The 16,560-nt window shown below is 32.4% G+C and carries 11 protein-coding genes; 8 read left to right on the forward strand and 3 right to left on the reverse strand.

Going from position 1 to position 16,560, the window contains the following annotated elements; all coding sequences use genetic code 11:
• Nucleotides 1-350 precede the first annotated feature (350 nt).
• Nucleotides 351-1,154: a DUF4225 domain-containing protein gene (locus DK865_RS01450; protein WP_109390991.1), complete on the reverse strand. Its 804-nt coding sequence runs from the start codon at nucleotides 1,152-1,154 to the stop codon at nucleotides 351-353.
• Between the two features lie 741 nt (nucleotides 1,155-1,895).
• On the opposite strand from DK865_RS01450, the gene DK865_RS01455 reads away from it, so the two are divergent.
• Nucleotides 1,896-3,152, forward strand: a complete 1,257-nt coding sequence (locus tag DK865_RS01455) for a Zn-dependent hydrolase (protein ID WP_023581037.1) — start codon at nucleotides 1,896-1,898, stop codon at nucleotides 3,150-3,152.
• On the opposite strand, the gene DK865_RS01460 is transcribed toward DK865_RS01455, so the two are convergent.
• Nucleotides 3,146-4,030: a helix-turn-helix domain-containing protein gene (locus tag DK865_RS01460; RefSeq protein ID WP_023581038.1), complete on the reverse strand. Its 885-nt coding sequence runs from the start codon at nucleotides 4,028-4,030 to the stop codon at nucleotides 3,146-3,148. The genes DK865_RS01455 and DK865_RS01460 overlap by 7 nt on opposite strands.
• A 273-nt stretch (nucleotides 4,031-4,303) precedes the next feature.
• A complete protein-coding gene (locus tag DK865_RS01465; RefSeq protein ID WP_023581039.1) occupies nucleotides 4,304-5,500 on the reverse strand; it encodes an ROK family protein in 1,197 nt (398 codons plus the stop codon).
• A gap of 204 nt (nucleotides 5,501-5,704) precedes the next feature.
• Here DK865_RS01465 and DK865_RS01470 point away from each other — a divergent pair, with 204 nt between their 5' ends.
• The 7 genes from DK865_RS01470 to DK865_RS01500 all read left to right on the forward strand — a co-directional run bounded on the left by DK865_RS01470 (nucleotide 5,705) and on the right by DK865_RS01500 (nucleotide 16,038).
• Complete coding sequence (locus DK865_RS01470) at nucleotides 5,705-6,523, forward strand: purine-nucleoside phosphorylase (protein WP_023581040.1); 819 nt, start codon at nucleotides 5,705-5,707, stop codon at nucleotides 6,521-6,523.
• A gap of 84 nt (nucleotides 6,524-6,607) precedes the next feature.
• Nucleotides 6,608-7,855, forward strand: coding sequence for a nucleoside permease (locus DK865_RS01475; RefSeq protein ID WP_109390992.1), 1,248 nt, complete (start codon nucleotides 6,608-6,610; stop codon nucleotides 7,853-7,855).
• A 200-nt stretch (nucleotides 7,856-8,055) separates the two neighbouring features.
• The gene (locus tag DK865_RS01480) at nucleotides 8,056-9,672 is read left to right on the forward strand and encodes a M10 family metallopeptidase C-terminal domain-containing protein (RefSeq protein WP_109390993.1); all 1,617 of its coding nucleotides are present in this window, start codon (nucleotides 8,056-8,058) and stop codon (nucleotides 9,670-9,672) included.
• Between the two features lie 337 nt (nucleotides 9,673-10,009).
• Complete coding sequence (locus DK865_RS01485; RefSeq protein WP_023581042.1) at nucleotides 10,010-11,437, forward strand: serralysin family metalloprotease; 1,428 nt, start codon at nucleotides 10,010-10,012, stop codon at nucleotides 11,435-11,437.
• 167 nt (nucleotides 11,438-11,604) lie between these two features.
• The gene (locus tag DK865_RS01490) at nucleotides 11,605-13,344 is read left to right on the forward strand and encodes a type I secretion system permease/ATPase (RefSeq protein ID WP_023581043.1); all 1,740 of its coding nucleotides are present in this window, start codon (nucleotides 11,605-11,607) and stop codon (nucleotides 13,342-13,344) included.
• Between the two features lie 16 nt (nucleotides 13,345-13,360).
• A complete protein-coding gene (locus DK865_RS01495) occupies nucleotides 13,361-14,686 on the forward strand; it encodes an HlyD family type I secretion periplasmic adaptor subunit (RefSeq protein WP_023581044.1) in 1,326 nt (441 codons plus the stop codon).
• On the forward strand, nucleotides 14,686-16,038 hold the full coding sequence (locus tag DK865_RS01500; protein WP_023581045.1) for a TolC family outer membrane protein: 1,353 nt from the start codon (nucleotides 14,686-14,688) through the stop codon (nucleotides 16,036-16,038). The genes DK865_RS01495 and DK865_RS01500 overlap by 1 nt, the downstream gene beginning before the upstream one ends.
• Nucleotides 16,039-16,560 lie beyond the last annotated feature (522 nt).

Consider the following 16,560-nt stretch of genomic DNA (forward strand, 5'->3'; position numbering starts at 1 on the left):
AAACCTATTTTTGATAAAATCTCAATATGATAAATTACTTTTTTTTACCAAAAGTCAGTGAGATACAAAGGTAGAGTGCAAAAAAGAGACAACTATAACGAATAATATCTTTATTACCAGATCTTATAAATAATTCACCAATAAAAAATTTATCACCAAATTTAAATATAATAAGACAACTACTACCAACAATATAAATAAATATAAGATACATTAAATTTAAAAATCCACTCTCTTTATTAAGAAGATAAATCTGCAATTTATATAGAATATAAAATAATAGAAATGAAGATAGATAGAATAGAAAAAGTTCCAACCAGCCAAATGGAAAAGGTGATAACACATCAAAATCATTCACTTTTATTTTTTTCCTTATATAAATCGTATGTAGAATAGAAGGTCACACCATCAAAGAAAAACTCAGAAGTAAGTGATAATCGCCCCATTGATTGCCATGATGTTATAAAATCACTCTTAATATAATGAAATAACTTCCATGAATCTTCTTTAAGAGCTGGTTTTAGTAGTGATGCACCAGATAAACTTAAATCAACCACATTATAAAATATATCCGCTTCATAATCACCATAACCTAAAGCTTTAGATGTGGCTCTATATCCGTTTCTTATGGGACCGCTATAATCCTCTCTAAATAATAAATAATGTCCATTTTCAATCATACTATTTACACCTTGAGATACCATTCCAACCCCTAAACTACTGCATAATGTTCCGACAGATCCCACACAAGATGCTCCTCCTCCATATACTTGCATTGCTCCGCTGACAAAACCTACTTGTTTGAGTATTAATTTATTATTTTTCTCACTTTCTTCTTTTTTACGCATTACTTCAAAAAGTGCATATTGCATTACGCTTCGATTTCTAAGTAAATTATCCTGTAACTCTAACCTTTCAATTTCATCTGAGATATTATCTAATCCTGCTGATAAACTTAAGCAATAACTACTTACCTCTAACTCTGTTCTAGCAATCAGTTGTTCTATATCATTTAAGAACATCATTCTTGCAAAAGAATCACCAATATATTGATAGGCAAATTTCATTGCTATTTTTCTTAAATAACTGGATTCTCTTCTTAATGTATCTCTATATACATCACTATAACTATAATCTAGTTCACGCTCAGCCATTTTTTCACATCCTTATTTAGAATAAAAATCAAGCAATATCCCATCCAAATTATCGGCTATTATAGTGTAATATTTAATAATTCTTATCAATAGTAAATATTGAGTTTTCTACTTAGCAGAGAGATAAAAATCCATTTAACTAAAGCAATAAAATAAATAGACTATAAATCTAAATATATAAGATAGGTCATTATTTATTTTAATAATTAGAAAGTTAATTTTATATAAAGACCTCTATATATTTACACAGTATTTATGATATTCACAACCACTCCTGCTAATTTTATAAATATTAGTTAATATAAAAACTGATATCTTTATTAATACAAAAAAGTCAGGGGTATTTTTAATTATCTTTTATTATTAGTATATAAATCACAATTTAAATAGCTCTTAAAACAATAAATTTACTACCAATAATAATTCTTATTTTCATTTTAAAACTAAGAATATAACTTTAAATATACTTAACATAAAAAAGCGATCGCTTTTATAACATTTATAATACAATTTAAATTCATTTAAGAAATACTCTAGATATATATCTCCTTTTAATTAATACCTACCTCACAGAATATGAAATTCATCTTAATTGTCATTGACGAAATATAACTTCAGCAGTAAATATAATAAGCAATGATTATAAATACAGTGACCATCTTTGAAGATGGCTTTTTTAATCCTTAAATTGTCTCATTTTTTAGACAAGTGATATTACAGAAACCACGGGAGAATTCTCTTATGACTCGACAAGATACAGCAACTCATTACTCAATTGATGATATGAAAGCATTAATTGAAACAATGCAAATTTATAAAAAAGATAACAGTGGCAAGGGGATCACTCGTATTGCCTATGGTGAAGAAGATGAAGCCGCACATCTGTATCTTGCTGGTTTAATGAAAGAAGCGGGTCTGGAAGTTTATCGAGATGGCATTGGTACACTTTACGCCCGTTTACCGGGTAAAGATCGTTCACTACCCGCAGTAGGTACAGGATCTCACCTTGATACAGTCCCTCAAGGGGGCGCTTATGACGGAGCTTTGGGTGTCATCGCTGGATTTTATGCCTTAATGCAATACAAACCACAACAACTGAAACGTGACCTCGAGCTTGTTGTTTTCCGCGCGGAAGAATCTAGTCGTTTTGGCTTTTCGTGTATTGGCAGTAAGGTATTAACCGGAAAAATAGATAAGGCTCGCTGGGAGCAAAATAGAGATGATGACGGCAACAACTTCTTTGAAGTGCTAAAATCGTTAGGTTATCAGCATGATAATCTTGATAATTGCATAATCAAAAAAGATCGTTTTAGTGCTTTTGTTGAGCTTCATATTGAGCAAGGTAAACGCCTTGAAAATGACAAAAAAACGATTGGTATTGTCAATGGTATTGCGGCACCGACACGTTTTTCAGTCACAGTTAATGGTCATGCGGATCACTCTGGTGCAACGCCGATGTATCAACGTCAAGATGCATTAGTAGCAAGTGCAGGGATTATTACTGATATCAACCGTGCAGCGTGCACTGAAGCGGTTTATGGCACTGTAGGTACAGTGGGTAAACTCAATGTTGTTCCGAACTCCATGAACGTTATTCCAGGGCAAGTAAAATTCTCTGTTGATATTCGTGGTATTGATACTGAAAGTATTCAGCGTGTTGTACAACGTTTAAATAACAGTGTTGAAAAAGCAGAAAAAGATTTTGGTGTGAGTATTGATGTTCAACCCATTTCTGCTGAATCGCCAGTTAAATTAGATGATTCAATTTGCCAAGTTATTGAAAGCTTATGCCAAAAACACGATATCAGCTACATGACAATGTTAAGTGGTGCAGGCCATGATTCAATGAATATGGCGCCACTTTATCCAACGGCGATGATCTTTACACCTTCAGTTGCTGGTATTAGTCATCATCCTGATGAATTTACCGAATTTAGTGATATTGCTGTCGCTGCAGATTTGTTAGCAGAAACATTAGGCACATTAGCAAATCAATAATGGCTCACTATTTGTTTTAAAAGGTTAATTGCATCATCTCCTTTGGTCGCTTTTAACCACAATTTATCAAAGAGAGATTGATATTGAAATATCGCCTCCGTTGAAGAAGTTACAGTGGCAATGCCCGTGCTGACATTAGGAAATTCACCTAAACGGAACGGGCTAACAGCTAAAGAAAGCGGTACTTTCTCTTGATAAAATAATTGGAAAGTTAAAGACGGCATAGTATCTGAAATGATTGCAATATTAAGATAACTATTTTTTTGTTCTAACTTTTCAATTAAATGAAGAATTTCATTTTTTGCTCGTTTTTTTCTTTCTTGTTGCAGTGTTTTAGTTAAATTAACCGAACCTAGCATGCCAACATAAAGAAATTTTTCAATTTGTTGCTGACTAATAAGGTTATAAATATGAGGTGAATGTAAGGACTGATGTTTCTTACGCTCTTTTAAAATAGATAAAACTTCTTGTTGTTTTTCAGACAAAAGATTTAAAGGTGATGCCTCTGTTAGCATTTCAACCAATGTTTTGTCATAACAATCTGAAGTTAATAAGTAAGAAAAAGGTTCAAAGTGGGTGTAAATATGTGAAGATTGAGTTTCAAGTTGGCGCATTCGTTCAAAGAAGCCATTTGCACTTGAATAATATTCAGTATTAATGCCCAACAGACTGGTTAACGAGGTATTTAATAATCTAGCAAGATTATCAAGTGTCTCAATTTTAACAATTTCGCCTTTTTCTAACCGATATACAGCAGCACGAGAAATACCCAAGCTTTCTGCTACATCTTCAGCTTTTAATGAAGAGGCTATGCGGTAAGCACGCAAGCGATAGCCAATGGCTTGGTAATCTATTTTTTCTCTAGGTATGTAAGGCATATTTATAATTGGCTCCCAAATGCACAAAGTACTAGGGTAAAGTAACAGCTCAATAATAAGGTGTTAGTACAGATAGTTTAAATTAAACCCAAAATAAAAAGAATCACCTACCTCACAATGAGGTAAATAAAAAAATTTGTAGTAAAAAGTTAATCTATATCAATAAACCTGTCTCCTAGCAGGTAACCTCACCAGGGTTAAAGCTGTAACAACAAACAACAATAAAAAAACCAAAAGGCGTTGTAATTGATATTACAGCGCCTTTTTCATTATTTAATTAACTAAATGCTCTAATACCATTGCGCCTGCGCCTTGAGAAACTATTTCATAAGCGTGACTTGCTGGATAAACTTCTGTTTTTATATTTGAGAAAAGTGCAAGTTTAGCTTCAATCGTTTTTTTAACGGTATCGAAAAACGTATATTTAGGTATTAATGTTCCACCACAAATAACAATATCAGGTTGGAGCATTAAAATCGTATTTGCAATAGCAAGTCCATAGTAATAAGCCGCTTCTTCTAATGCATCAATACATAAAGGATCTCGCATTTCTATTGCTTGAAAAATAGTGTGATAGTTAATTTCATCATCAGTGCTAACTAGAGAAGTTAATAATGAGTGCTTCCCTCTTCTTATTTGATGAATGATATTATTTTTTATGGCATCTAAAGAACACAATGTATTTAAGCAACCATAAGAGCCACATTCACACAGTGGCCCTTTTACATCAATTGTCATATGACCAAAACAATTCATCGTTGCTGAAGTATCAGTTAAAAACTGATTACCAATAATGGCACATCCTCTTACTTCGGTATCACAAGAAGTAAATAAAAATCGCTGTGTTTTTTGGCGGTAATATAAACGAAATTCAGCTAAAGCGGCAAAATGCACTCCGCTTCCTACTGTAACGTAAGTAGGAATTTTTTTACGTAATAGTGTCTCTAATTCGCCGAATTCTTTATCGAGAGATTTTGAAGCTAATTGATGTTCGACAACATGCTCAATAGAAATTCCTAATCCTAATACTTTTTCATAGCTGATGTTATTTTTTAATAACAAAGCATCGAGTTTAGGTAATAATTTATCTGTCATCTCATATGCAGATAAATAAGGCTCTGGCGATATTTTAATTTTATCCAGCATATTGAGTTTTAAATCCATTAACACAATAGTTGAATAAACTTTGCTCAATTCAATACCAATTAAAAACACGCCTTCGGTATTAATATTATACAAAATAGGTTTTCGCCCACCCGTTGATTCCCCTAATTCTGCAGTAGTAATTAATTGAAGCGCATTCAATTCGTCCAGTAGTCGAGCACAAGTTGCGGGCTTCATTTGTGCTAATTCAGTCAATGTTTCTGTTTTTATCGGTCCATTCTCTGCTACCAATTTATAAAGGCTTTTTAGTTTCAATGCTTTTGAAGTCTTAGAAGACTGAAGTTCTTTTAAATTTTTCAATAGCATAACGACATCCTTTATTAAATTATTGATCAGCAAAAGAAGAGTATCGCTATCTTACTGTAAAAAAAGCAATAGTTCCTTAATCAAAACAAACAACATGATCTTAATCTCAAAATGAGAAAAAGTAAGTTGTTCATTTCCGTTTATCAGGCAAAGTACTCTCAACCCCTATTTAAAACGTAATGACGATTTACACAGGAGAGAGTCATGCATCAGGTTTCTGAAATTAATAAAGCAAAAGAATTTGTTCAATCTAAAACCACAGAAAAACCAACGATTGGGATCATTTTAGGATCAGGTTTAGGTCCTTTTGCCGATACATTAGAAGATGCTGTACATATTCCCTATCACACCATTCCACACTTTGCAGCGTCTGGCGCTGTGGGACATGCTAATGAATTAGTCATTGGTAAAATGGCAGGAAAAACCGTTGTTGCAATGAAAGGTCGTTTTCATTACTACGAAGGTGTGTCACTCGATGAAGTCACCTTTCCTGTCCGTGTAATGAAGGCATTAGGTGTTGAAAAGCTGATTATCACTAACGCATGTGGCGCTGTAAATACAGATTTTAATCCCGGTGATCTGATGTTAATTACGGATCATATTAACCTGACAGCAAATAACCCACTAATTGGACCAAACAACCCTGAATTAGGTGTTCGTTTTCTAGATGTGAGTGAAGTTTATAACAAAGCCATGCGCCAAATTGTTATTGATATTGCCAAAGAGCAAGACATTACCTTGCGTCAGGGTGTCTATGCATGGTGGACAGGACCCACTTATGAAACACCCGCAGAAATTCGCATGATAAGAACATTAGGTGCAGATGCTGTAGGTATGTCAACCGTTCCAGAAGCGCTCATTGCTCGCCATTCAGGCATTGATACCATTGGTATTTCATGCTTAACCAATATGGCTTGTGGCATTTTAGAACAGCCTCTTAGTCATGATGAAGTCATTGAAACAGCAGAACGTGTAAAATCAACTTTCTTAAAACTTATCAGTGAAGTGATCGCTCGCTTATAACTTTCTATCAATAAAAGAAAAAGTGGATCTTAGATAGCTGCCTATGATCCACTGAAATTAATATCCCCAACAGTGGAGATTGTTATGGGTATAAAAATACAGCTCAAAGGCATGATGTTTATGCAATATTTTATCTGGGGAAGTTGGTTAATTACCCTAGGTGCATACATGATGCAAACATTAAACTTCACAGGGATTGAAGTTGGACTGGTTTATGGCTCTAAAGGTATTGCTGCTCTGATTATGCCTGGTTTACTCGGTATCATTGCTGATAAATTTATTCCTGCAAATCGCTTATATATTATTTGTCATCTTATTTGTGCAATTGCTTTATTCTTTGCCGCATCCGTAACTGATCCAACTATTATGTTTTGGGTTATGTTCATTAATGCATTAGCATTTATGCCAACTATTGCTCTTTCAAACTCAATTGGCTATTTTTGCTTAAATAAACACCAACTAGATTCTGTTGCTAATTTTCCCCCTATTCGTGTATTTGGTACGATAGGCTTTATTGTCGCTATGTGGTGTGTCAGTTTATTTAAATTAGAGCTTAGCAACACTCAATTATATATTGCATCTGTTGCATCCCTTTGTTTAGCTCTCTATTCTTTCTGTTTGCCTAAAATTCCAACAGTACAGCATAAACAATCTACATCTTGGGCATCCCGTCTAGGATTAGATGCTTTTGTTTTATTTAAGAAACCAGTCATGGCAATATTCTTTTTATTTGCGATGTTATTAGGTGCCGTACTTCAAATTACAAATACCTTCGGTAGCCCATTTATTCACGATTTTGCCAAAAATCCTGAGTTTGCAGATAGTTTAATTGTTCAATATCCATCAATATTACTATCCGTATCACAAATGGCTGAAGTTGCCTTTATTCTCGCAATACCTTTTTTCTTAAAACGCTTTGGGATTAAAAAAGTCATGCTAATTAGTATGATTGCATGGACTTTGCGTTTTGGATTATTTGCATATGGCGATCCCTCACCTTGGGGTTTTGTATTGCTGATGCTTTCAATGATTGTTTATGGTTGTGCATTTGATTTCTTTAATATTTCAGGCTCTATCTATATCGAAAATGAAGTTAAGCCAGAAATAAGAGCCAGTGCTCAAGGTCTGTTTATGACTATGGTGAATGGTGTTGGTGCATATGCAGGCTCAATTTTAAGTGGTATGGTCGTTGATCATTTTACAGTCAATGGAATTAAAGACTGGCAATCGATTTGGTTAATTTTTGCATCCTATACACTTATACTTGCTATTGTTTTTATATTTGCATTTAAAGAAAATAAGGTTCGTAATTATAAAAACTATTCTTCATAATTAACTTATATATTTCTTCTTATAAATGATAATAAATCTTTATTGGTTTATTATCATTTTACTTGAATCAATATAAATATCATTAAATAAAGTCTATTTTTTCAATTAAACTTTTTCTTAAAATATTTTATTTAAAAGGAGGGTAAAATATAAATGTTTGTATATGGAAAACATTTATAAAAAAAGGATATTAATATATTATGAATACAATTCATCAAGATACCCCTTTAGTAATTAATGATATTATCAATTTAATAAAGAGTTTTAAACCACTACGCAGATGGAAAAAGCAAGATCCCAATAGTGATTTTACTGAAGTCACATTTAGCTTTCCTGACTGGAGTCAATTAAGAGGTGATAAATATAAAACAACGACAACATTAAATGAATATCAAAAAAAACTTGCTAAAAAAACATTACAGCAATGGTCAGATGTGGCAAATATAAAATTCATTGAAAAAGATAATCAATATAATACTCATATAAAGTTTGGAGTTTATAATAATATAAATGAATTAAACAATGACACACATCACTTAGTTGGCGGTTCTAGTTTTTTCCCTGATTATCATATTGATTTAAATAAAAGAATAGACGTTTTTGAAGATTACAATAAAGGCGGTCAAGTTTGGATTAACATATCAGTATCAAAATTATTAAAATGGTTTAAAAAAGATAAAATAACAAAAGAAAAAGAAAATTATATAAATAATTTCAAAAAAGATTCCGATTATATATCAACTTATTTTGTTGAGGATGAGGATAACATTTTTCTCTATAGAAATATTAATAACAATGCTCATGTTAATAATGATCTATTAGCCCCTCAGCCGGGAACTTATAAGGAATATGTTTATCGACATGAATTAGGTCATGCTCTCGGTTTACCTCATACGTTTAAAGATAATGACACTTTAACTTATTCACCACAAAATAGTTTTATGTATTCAGTTATGTCTTATAATCATCCACATAAAGAAGATGCCGATTTTAATAATAATTACCCAATGAGTCCGATGTTACTCGATATCTTCGTTATTCAAAAATTCTATGGCGTAAATGTAACGACTCGAACTGGTGATACTATTTATGGTTTTAATTCTAATACGCAAAGAGACTATTATAGCTTAACTTCATCAGATGATGTCATTATTAGCTGTATTTGGGATGCTGGTGGCAATGATACTCTTGATTTTTCAAAATATAATGTAAATCAAAAAATAGATCTTAATCAAGGTAGCTTTTCTGATATTGGTGGGCTAAAAAGTAATATTTCTATTGCCTATGGAGCAATAATCGAAAACGCGATAGGAGGTGAAAATAATGACCAGATTATAGGTAATAACGTAAATAATATCCTATTTGGTCATGGAGGTAATGACATTATTTATGGAGATGATGGGGATGATAAAATTTATGGGGGCAACGGTAGTGATATGCTTTATGGTCAAGAAGGCAATGATTTTATTCATGGAGGAGATGGCTACGATATAATTTCTGGAGGCAATGGAAATAATACACTAATTGGTGGAAAAAATGCTGATTTATTCTTTTTTGAAATTAATGAGATAACAAATAGCCACAATAAAATTATGGATATGAATATTCATGAAGATTATCTTATTTTTATAAATCAAAATAAAATAAGCCTAGGAATTGAAAAACTCATATCACAAAATTCAATTTCATTTAAAATGCATTTTCAAAAAGAAGATAACATAACAAGATTAGAGATAAAAACCCAAAAACAACTAGATGAACCCAATTTAATAATAGATATTATGGGAAATTTTAGTTATAAAGATCTACTTTATTAATATGGTTAATTATATTAAAAGAAACTAAAGACGTATAAGGCTTGAATTCACTCAAGCCTTATAACTGACAAATAAAATAGAGTTAAAAACTATGACGACATTATATAATAACACTAAAAAATATTCCTTTAGATAAGATAACCTTAATTTTATTTACAGAGTAAAATTATTTTGACTTAAAACACACTTTACTTCACAATTATTTAAAAACATATTTTCCCCCTCTGGATTAATATCAATAAATAGCTATCTTTATCATCTCTGGCGCTCGCCAGATAATTAAACTATTTTCAATATGAAAATAAACTTAACCTAAATTTGATATCCGGAGGATATTATGGGTTCTTCTTTATTAAAAAAAGCAGTAGGATTATCTAATGTTTCTGATTTATTAGATAAGAGTGGTATTTTTTATAATTTCTCAGCTAAAACGCTACCTTCTTTTGATTATGATACAGCAGGAAAACATATCGCACGTGAAGATTCCACATGGAATGGAAAATATGTTATTGGTCAAGCGGCAGAAGTGACATATTCATTCCCAACTTGGGCAGGTAAAAAATTTAATGATTTTGGTGATAAAAATCCCTATGGATTTAATTCAACGCAGAAAGAACATGCAAGACAATCTTTAGACGCATGGTCTGATATAGCCAATATTAAATTTAAAGAAGTCGCGCCAGGTGTAAAATCAGATATTACTTTTGGAAATATTACTGATCCATATGGTAAATTCCAAGCATATGCAACATTACCTAATACCTATGATTATTATGGACGTGATGTTTCGGGACAAGCTTGGTTTAGTGATTATTATTATGCAGGAAACACAACACCTGAATTAGGTAATTATGGTCGCTTAACTATTATCCATGAAATTGGTCATGCGCTTGGCTTAATGCATCCTGGCGATTATAACGCCGGACAAAATGTACCTGGTTATTTAAAATCTGACTACGCCGAAGACAGTCGCCAATATACTGTTATGAGCTATTGGGATGAATATGAAACTGGAGCACATTTCCAAGGTGCTTATGCAGGTGCTCCTCTACTTCATGATATTTCAGCCATGCAATACCTTTATGGCGCAAATACAACAACAAGAATTGGTGATGATGTTTACGGTTTTAATTCAAATACCGGTATTGATTATTACACGGCAACAAGCAGTAATGATAAATTAATATTCTCAGTTTGGGATAGTAATGGTAACGATACTTTTGACTTCTCAGGATATTATCAAGATCAAATTATTGATTTACGTGAGGGTCATTTCTCTAATGTTGGCGGACTACAGAAAAACGTTTCGATTGCACAAGGCGTTACAATAGAAAATGCAATCGGTGGCTCTGGTAATGATATTATCTATGGAAATGATGCTGATAATATTCTCATTGGCGGCGGTGGTAACGACATACTGTATGGTGGCGGTGGTCAAGATACATTATGGGGCAATACAGGTAGCAATACCTTTGTTTATAAAGAAATCTCCGACTCTCTAGCCTCTGCTGCTGACAAGATAATGGATTTTAAATCGGGTATTGATAAAATTGATTTATCTGAATTAATCGAAAATACCTTTAGCCATAAATTCCTTAACTTTGTTGATAACTTTACTGGTCGCTCGGGTGAAGCAACCATTAAATATGATCAATCAACAAACTCAAGCGAACTCGCTATTAACGCTTATGGTTATGGATATAGCCCTGATTTTAAAATTGACATTGTAGGATTTGTTAATTACGAAACTGACTTTATTGTTTAATTGAGCATTGAGTAGGAGAAAGATATTTCTCCTACCTTTCTTTTACCTATAAGGAGTTATTTTTATATTATCTTATTAAAAAAAAGATAGAGTTATCACTCCACATTGATAGAAGAAATGCAGTAAATAGCAATAAAACAGATAGGAATAAAATCAGGAATAACATTATGTCAGTAAGCAAAAACAATAATGAAATAACAAATATTATAAAAGAAAGAAAAAAAGTATTTCTTTCCATTGGAATATTTACAGCCTTAATAAATATTTTAATGTTAGTTCCTTCCATTTATATGTTGCAAGTTTATGATCGAGTCTTACCTTCAGGTAATGAAATGACTTTATTAATGCTAACGCTCATTATGTTAGCATTATTTGTTTTTATGGGAGGATTAGAATACTTAAGAAGCATTATTGTCATTAGAATAAGCAATAAACTTGATTTATCCTTAAATTCAAGAATTTATACTGCTGCTTATCAAGCAAAATTAAACAAAACGTCCGGTATTAATTCCTCTCTAGCATTTAATGACTTAGTGACTATTAGGCAATTTATTACAAGCCACGCCATTTTTGCTTTTTTTGATTTACCTTGGTTTCCTATTTATCTTCTTGTGATCGCATTATTTAATCCATGGTTAGGATTATTTGCATTATGTGGTGCACTCGTTTTATTTTCTTTGGCAATTCTTAATGAATACTTGTCTCGATCATCATTAAAAAAAGCCAATGAATTTGCTAATCAAGCTCAGGTGATACAAGGTCATCATTTTGAATATCCACAGCCTATCGAAGCAATGGGAATGCTAGGTTATTTACGTAACCAATGGCAAATTGCCCACTTTAAATATCTACAAGCACAAACTCATGCAAGTGATAATGCAGCAGGTGTTAATGCAATAACAAAAGTCACTCGAATGGCACTGCAATCTTTAATGCTAGGATTAGGCGGATGGCTAGCAATAGATAATACAATTAGCCCAGGCATGATGATCGCAGGATCAATACTATTAGGTCGCGCTCTAGCACCGATTGAGCAAGTTATTGGTGTATGGAAAAATTGGGATAGTAGTAAAGAAGCTTATAAACGATTAACCACACTATTAAAAACGTATCCTGAAGAAAATAAAAAGATGGCGTTACCTGCACCTAAAGGTGAATTAACGGTCAATATTAATCAAGCTCAATACCCTCAAACGGAACGCACATTATTAAATAATATTCACTTTTCACTCAGTCCTGGAGACGTGCTGGGTATTATTGGTCCTAGTGCTTCAGGCAAATCCTCTTTAGCGAAATTTATTGTTGGCATATGGGAAGTTAAAACAGGAGCCATACGTCTTGATAATGCAGATATATATCAATGGAATAAAAGTGAAGTTGGTCAATATATAGGATATCTTCCGCAAGAAATTGCCCTTTTTCCAGGTACGATTGCCGAAAATATTGCTCGCTTTTCTGAAATAGATCCTCAAAAAGTCACTCAAGCTGCAATGATGGCAAATGTACATGAGATGATTTTACGTTTTCCTGATGGTTATGAAACCGTTATTGGCGCTCATGGTGAAGGATTGTCAGGAGGACAACAACAGCGTATTGCGTTAGCTCGCGCATTATATGGTGATCCAACTCTCGTCGTTTTAGATGAACCAAATTCTAATTTGGATGATTTAGGTATTAAAGCTTTAATACAAGCAATTCAAACGCTTAAGCAGAATAAAAAAACCGTAATATTAATCACTCATCAAAAACAATTACTCTCAGTGACCAATAAACTCTTAGTTCTTTTCGATGGTCACACCAAATTATTTGGCTCTACAACAGCAGTTATTGCTGAGTTAAATAACTCATCAGTAATAAAGAGTACGCCAACACCAACAACGACACCTATTACTCAAAGCAATATTTAATATTGAGAAGACTATTATGATCACAAAAAAAAATGAAATTGATATTGTTCATGGTATTTCAGATGATCCTAGAAAATTCTTAATAATAGGATGGTCAGTGATTCTTTTGGGTCTTGCTATTTTTATTTTTTGGGCAGCTTTTGCTCCTTTAGATAAAGGCGTATCCGCGAAAGGCAATGTTTCCATTTCAGGCAATAAAAAAAGCGTCCAAGCTTCTGTAGAAGGCATTATTACTGAAATTTTAGTGAAGAATGGTGATAGCGTAATCGAAGGTCAAACGCTTATTCAATTAAGCCCTATTCAATCAAAAGCCTTAGTAAAATCCTTATCAGAACAATATGATAATTTACTGATTACTCAACAACGTTTATATGCTCAATTAAATGAAAAAACAGAGTTTATCTTAGACCCTAATGAAAAATACTATTCTCCTTCTGAGAATTTAAACAAATTATCCCTACTGCAAAATAAATTACTTAATGAAAAATATATTGAGTTGCATAGTGAAATAAATGGCTATAACGCTATTATTGATGGGATTTCCAATCGTTTAGTTCATTTAAAAAGATCCACAATAAATAAACAGCATCAAATTAATAGCTTACAAACTCAAATCAAAGATTTATATACACTTGCTAATGAAGGTTATATTCCCCGTCATCGTTATCAAGAAATTGAGCGTGAACTCGCTGAAAATAATAACCATCTAAATGATACGTATGGGCAAATAAGTACATTAGAAAAACAAAAATTGGAATATCAACAAAAGATATTGCAACGCAATGCTAATTTTTACCAATCGGCGCGTACTGATCTTAACCAAGTTCAATTACAAATAAGTGAAACAGAAAAGCAACTTATCATTGAAATAGATAAGCTAAAAAAAATGCAAATTACTGCTCCCATCTCAGGAATAGTAATGGATTTATCTGTTTTTACCCAAGGTGGTGTTGTCAGAACAGGTCAAACATTAATGGAAGTTGTTCCTCAAGATCATCAATTAATTATTGAAGCACGTTTAGCCCCTCACCTTATTGATAAAGTTACCCTTGGTCTTCCTGTTGATTTAATGTTTAGTGCATTCAATCAAAACACGACACCTAAAATTCCTGGAGAGGTCACATTAATTTCAGCAGATAGACTTATTGATGAAAGAACAACAGAACCCTATTACCAAGTGTTTATTAATGTCAAAGATAAAACTCTTCTTATAGATAATAAAAATAAATTAAAGGCAGGAATGCCAGTTGATGTATTTATTAATACGGGTGATCGCTCATTGCTAAATTATCTCTTCAAACCTGTTTTAGATAGGCTCCATACTTCATTAACGGAAGAATAATGATGCTAATAAAAAAATTCTCTGCCACTTTATTTATATGGATGCTAAGTTTTCACGCTTTCGCGATCAGCTTATCTGATCTTTATTTCTTAGCAATAAAAAATGATCCTACATTTAATGCTGCGATTAAAGAACAGATTGCGGGCAAAGAGTATGAAAATATTGGATTATCTCAATTACTCCCAAGTGTACATGTCAATTATCAAAATAATCCACGAAATTGGCAACGAAAAGTTTATCCTATTAATACGAATCAAGGGGAAATAGAAAGAACAGAATATCAAAATTATCAAAGCCATTCTGTTAGTGCTATTATTAGCCAACCACTCTTTGATTACACAGCATTTAGTGATTACAAATCATCCGTAATCAAAACATTATTATCGGACAGCCGTTATCAAGTAAAATTTTCCGAATTAGTAATTAGATTAGTGGATAATTATATAGAATTGGCTTATGCGCAAGATAAATTATTATTAAACCTTTCACAGCAAGAGATTTATAAACAACAGCTAATATCAAGTCAGCGTTTATTCGAATTAGGAGAAGGAACAAAAACAGATATTTCAGAGATCCAAACACGCTTATATTTAACTCAATCGCAATATACCGATATCCAGCTTGAGTTAGATAATGCGAAAAATAAACTCAGTTCAATGATTGGTACACCACTGCCTTATGCGGAACATATAGCAAAATTAAATAATCATCGTTTTATATTACAACCAATCACACCCAATAATTACGAGTCATGGGAAAATGAGGCTATGCAAAGCAACCTCAATATTCAAACAGCGCGTTATGAAATGGCAATAGCCAAACAAGAAGTGGAAAAAAATAGAGGTGAATTTTTCCCAACAGTACAACTCTACGCTTCTTATTCTAATAGTGATTCCGATAGCAATAATACCGTAAATCAAAAATATCAATCAGCAAACGTTGGTTTTTATGTTAGTTTGCCTTTATTTAATGGTGGAAAAACAACAGCTTCAATGCGTCAATCTACTGCATTGTATCAAATGAGTGCATTTGAGAGAGATGCAATTATTCAGCAAATCACGCAAGAATTACGTCATCAATACCAAATATGCACAACAAGTAATATTAAATTGAATGCCTATGAACAATCCGTTTCCTCTGCTAAATTACAGTTAGATGCGACTCAAAAAAGTTATATTGGTGGACAGAGAACAATGGTTGATGTTCTTAATGCTGAAGAATTATTATATCGCGCTCAACAAGATTTAATTAAAGCTAAATATGATTATATTCAGGCTTGGACATTATTACATCAATATACTAATACATTAGACATTGAAAAAATAAAATTAATTGAAAGTTATTTTCAATAAAGTATTGAAATCTTTTTATAAGAGATAGCAATATAATTATAAAAGTCCTAAATAGTGAACTTTAATCGCCCCCAAAAGTTGGACATCAACATTGGGGGCAGTTCAGTAGATATAGGACTTTTAATTATAAGCAATCGTTAATTGCTTATTTTAGCTAGCGGGTATCATCACTTCTTTTTATTACCGTACAACGTTAATACACGGTGAGTAAGAGCAATTGATGCTAGACCGATAAAACATTCAGCTAGGAAAATCAGCATAAATTACCCCCATTCATAAGTACATTTTGTTTGGGCGGGGGTTCTGATAAAGTAAAGTGACTTGTCATATAGTGCTTAGCTAACTCCGATTTAATGGACACATTTTAAACCTACCATTAAAACTAAAAAGAGCAAAATATATTTCTCAACAAAATCCATTTTTGGACTTTTATCACATAAAAACAACACAAAAAATCAAATTTATGTCATTTTAAAGCTGAAGTTAAATCTATTTGCTCTTTTATAAAAGTATTTAAAAAGA

Origin of the sequence: Proteus cibi (assembly GCF_003144405.1) — a bacterium.
Lineage (GTDB): Bacteria > Pseudomonadota > Gammaproteobacteria > Enterobacterales > Enterobacteriaceae > Proteus > Proteus cibi.

What these genes read in the sequence shown, in the direction of transcription:
- DK865_RS01450 (WP_109390991.1), bottom strand. Translation starts at nt 1,154, where the DNA reads ATGGCTGAGCGTGAACTAGATTATAGTTATAGTGATGTATATAGAGAT.
- DK865_RS01455 (WP_023581037.1), top strand. Translation starts at nt 1,896, where the DNA reads ATGACTCGACAAGATACAGCAACTCATTACTCAATTGATGATATGAAA.
- DK865_RS01460 (WP_023581038.1), bottom strand. Translation starts at nt 4,030, where the DNA reads ATGCCTTACATACCTAGAGAAAAAATAGATTACCAAGCCATTGGCTAT.
- DK865_RS01465 (WP_023581039.1), bottom strand. Translation starts at nt 5,500, where the DNA reads ATGCTATTGAAAAATTTAAAAGAACTTCAGTCTTCTAAGACTTCAAAA.
- DK865_RS01470 (WP_023581040.1), top strand. Translation starts at nt 5,705, where the DNA reads ATGCATCAGGTTTCTGAAATTAATAAAGCAAAAGAATTTGTTCAATCT.
- DK865_RS01475 (WP_109390992.1), top strand. Translation starts at nt 6,608, where the DNA reads ATGGGTATAAAAATACAGCTCAAAGGCATGATGTTTATGCAATATTTT.
- DK865_RS01480 (WP_109390993.1), top strand. Translation starts at nt 8,056, where the DNA reads ATGAATACAATTCATCAAGATACCCCTTTAGTAATTAATGATATTATC.
- DK865_RS01485 (WP_023581042.1), top strand. Translation starts at nt 10,010, where the DNA reads ATGGGTTCTTCTTTATTAAAAAAAGCAGTAGGATTATCTAATGTTTCT.
- DK865_RS01490 (WP_023581043.1), top strand. Translation starts at nt 11,605, where the DNA reads ATGTCAGTAAGCAAAAACAATAATGAAATAACAAATATTATAAAAGAA.
- DK865_RS01495 (WP_023581044.1), top strand. Translation starts at nt 13,361, where the DNA reads ATGATCACAAAAAAAAATGAAATTGATATTGTTCATGGTATTTCAGAT.
- DK865_RS01500 (WP_023581045.1), top strand. Translation starts at nt 14,686, where the DNA reads ATGATGCTAATAAAAAAATTCTCTGCCACTTTATTTATATGGATGCTA.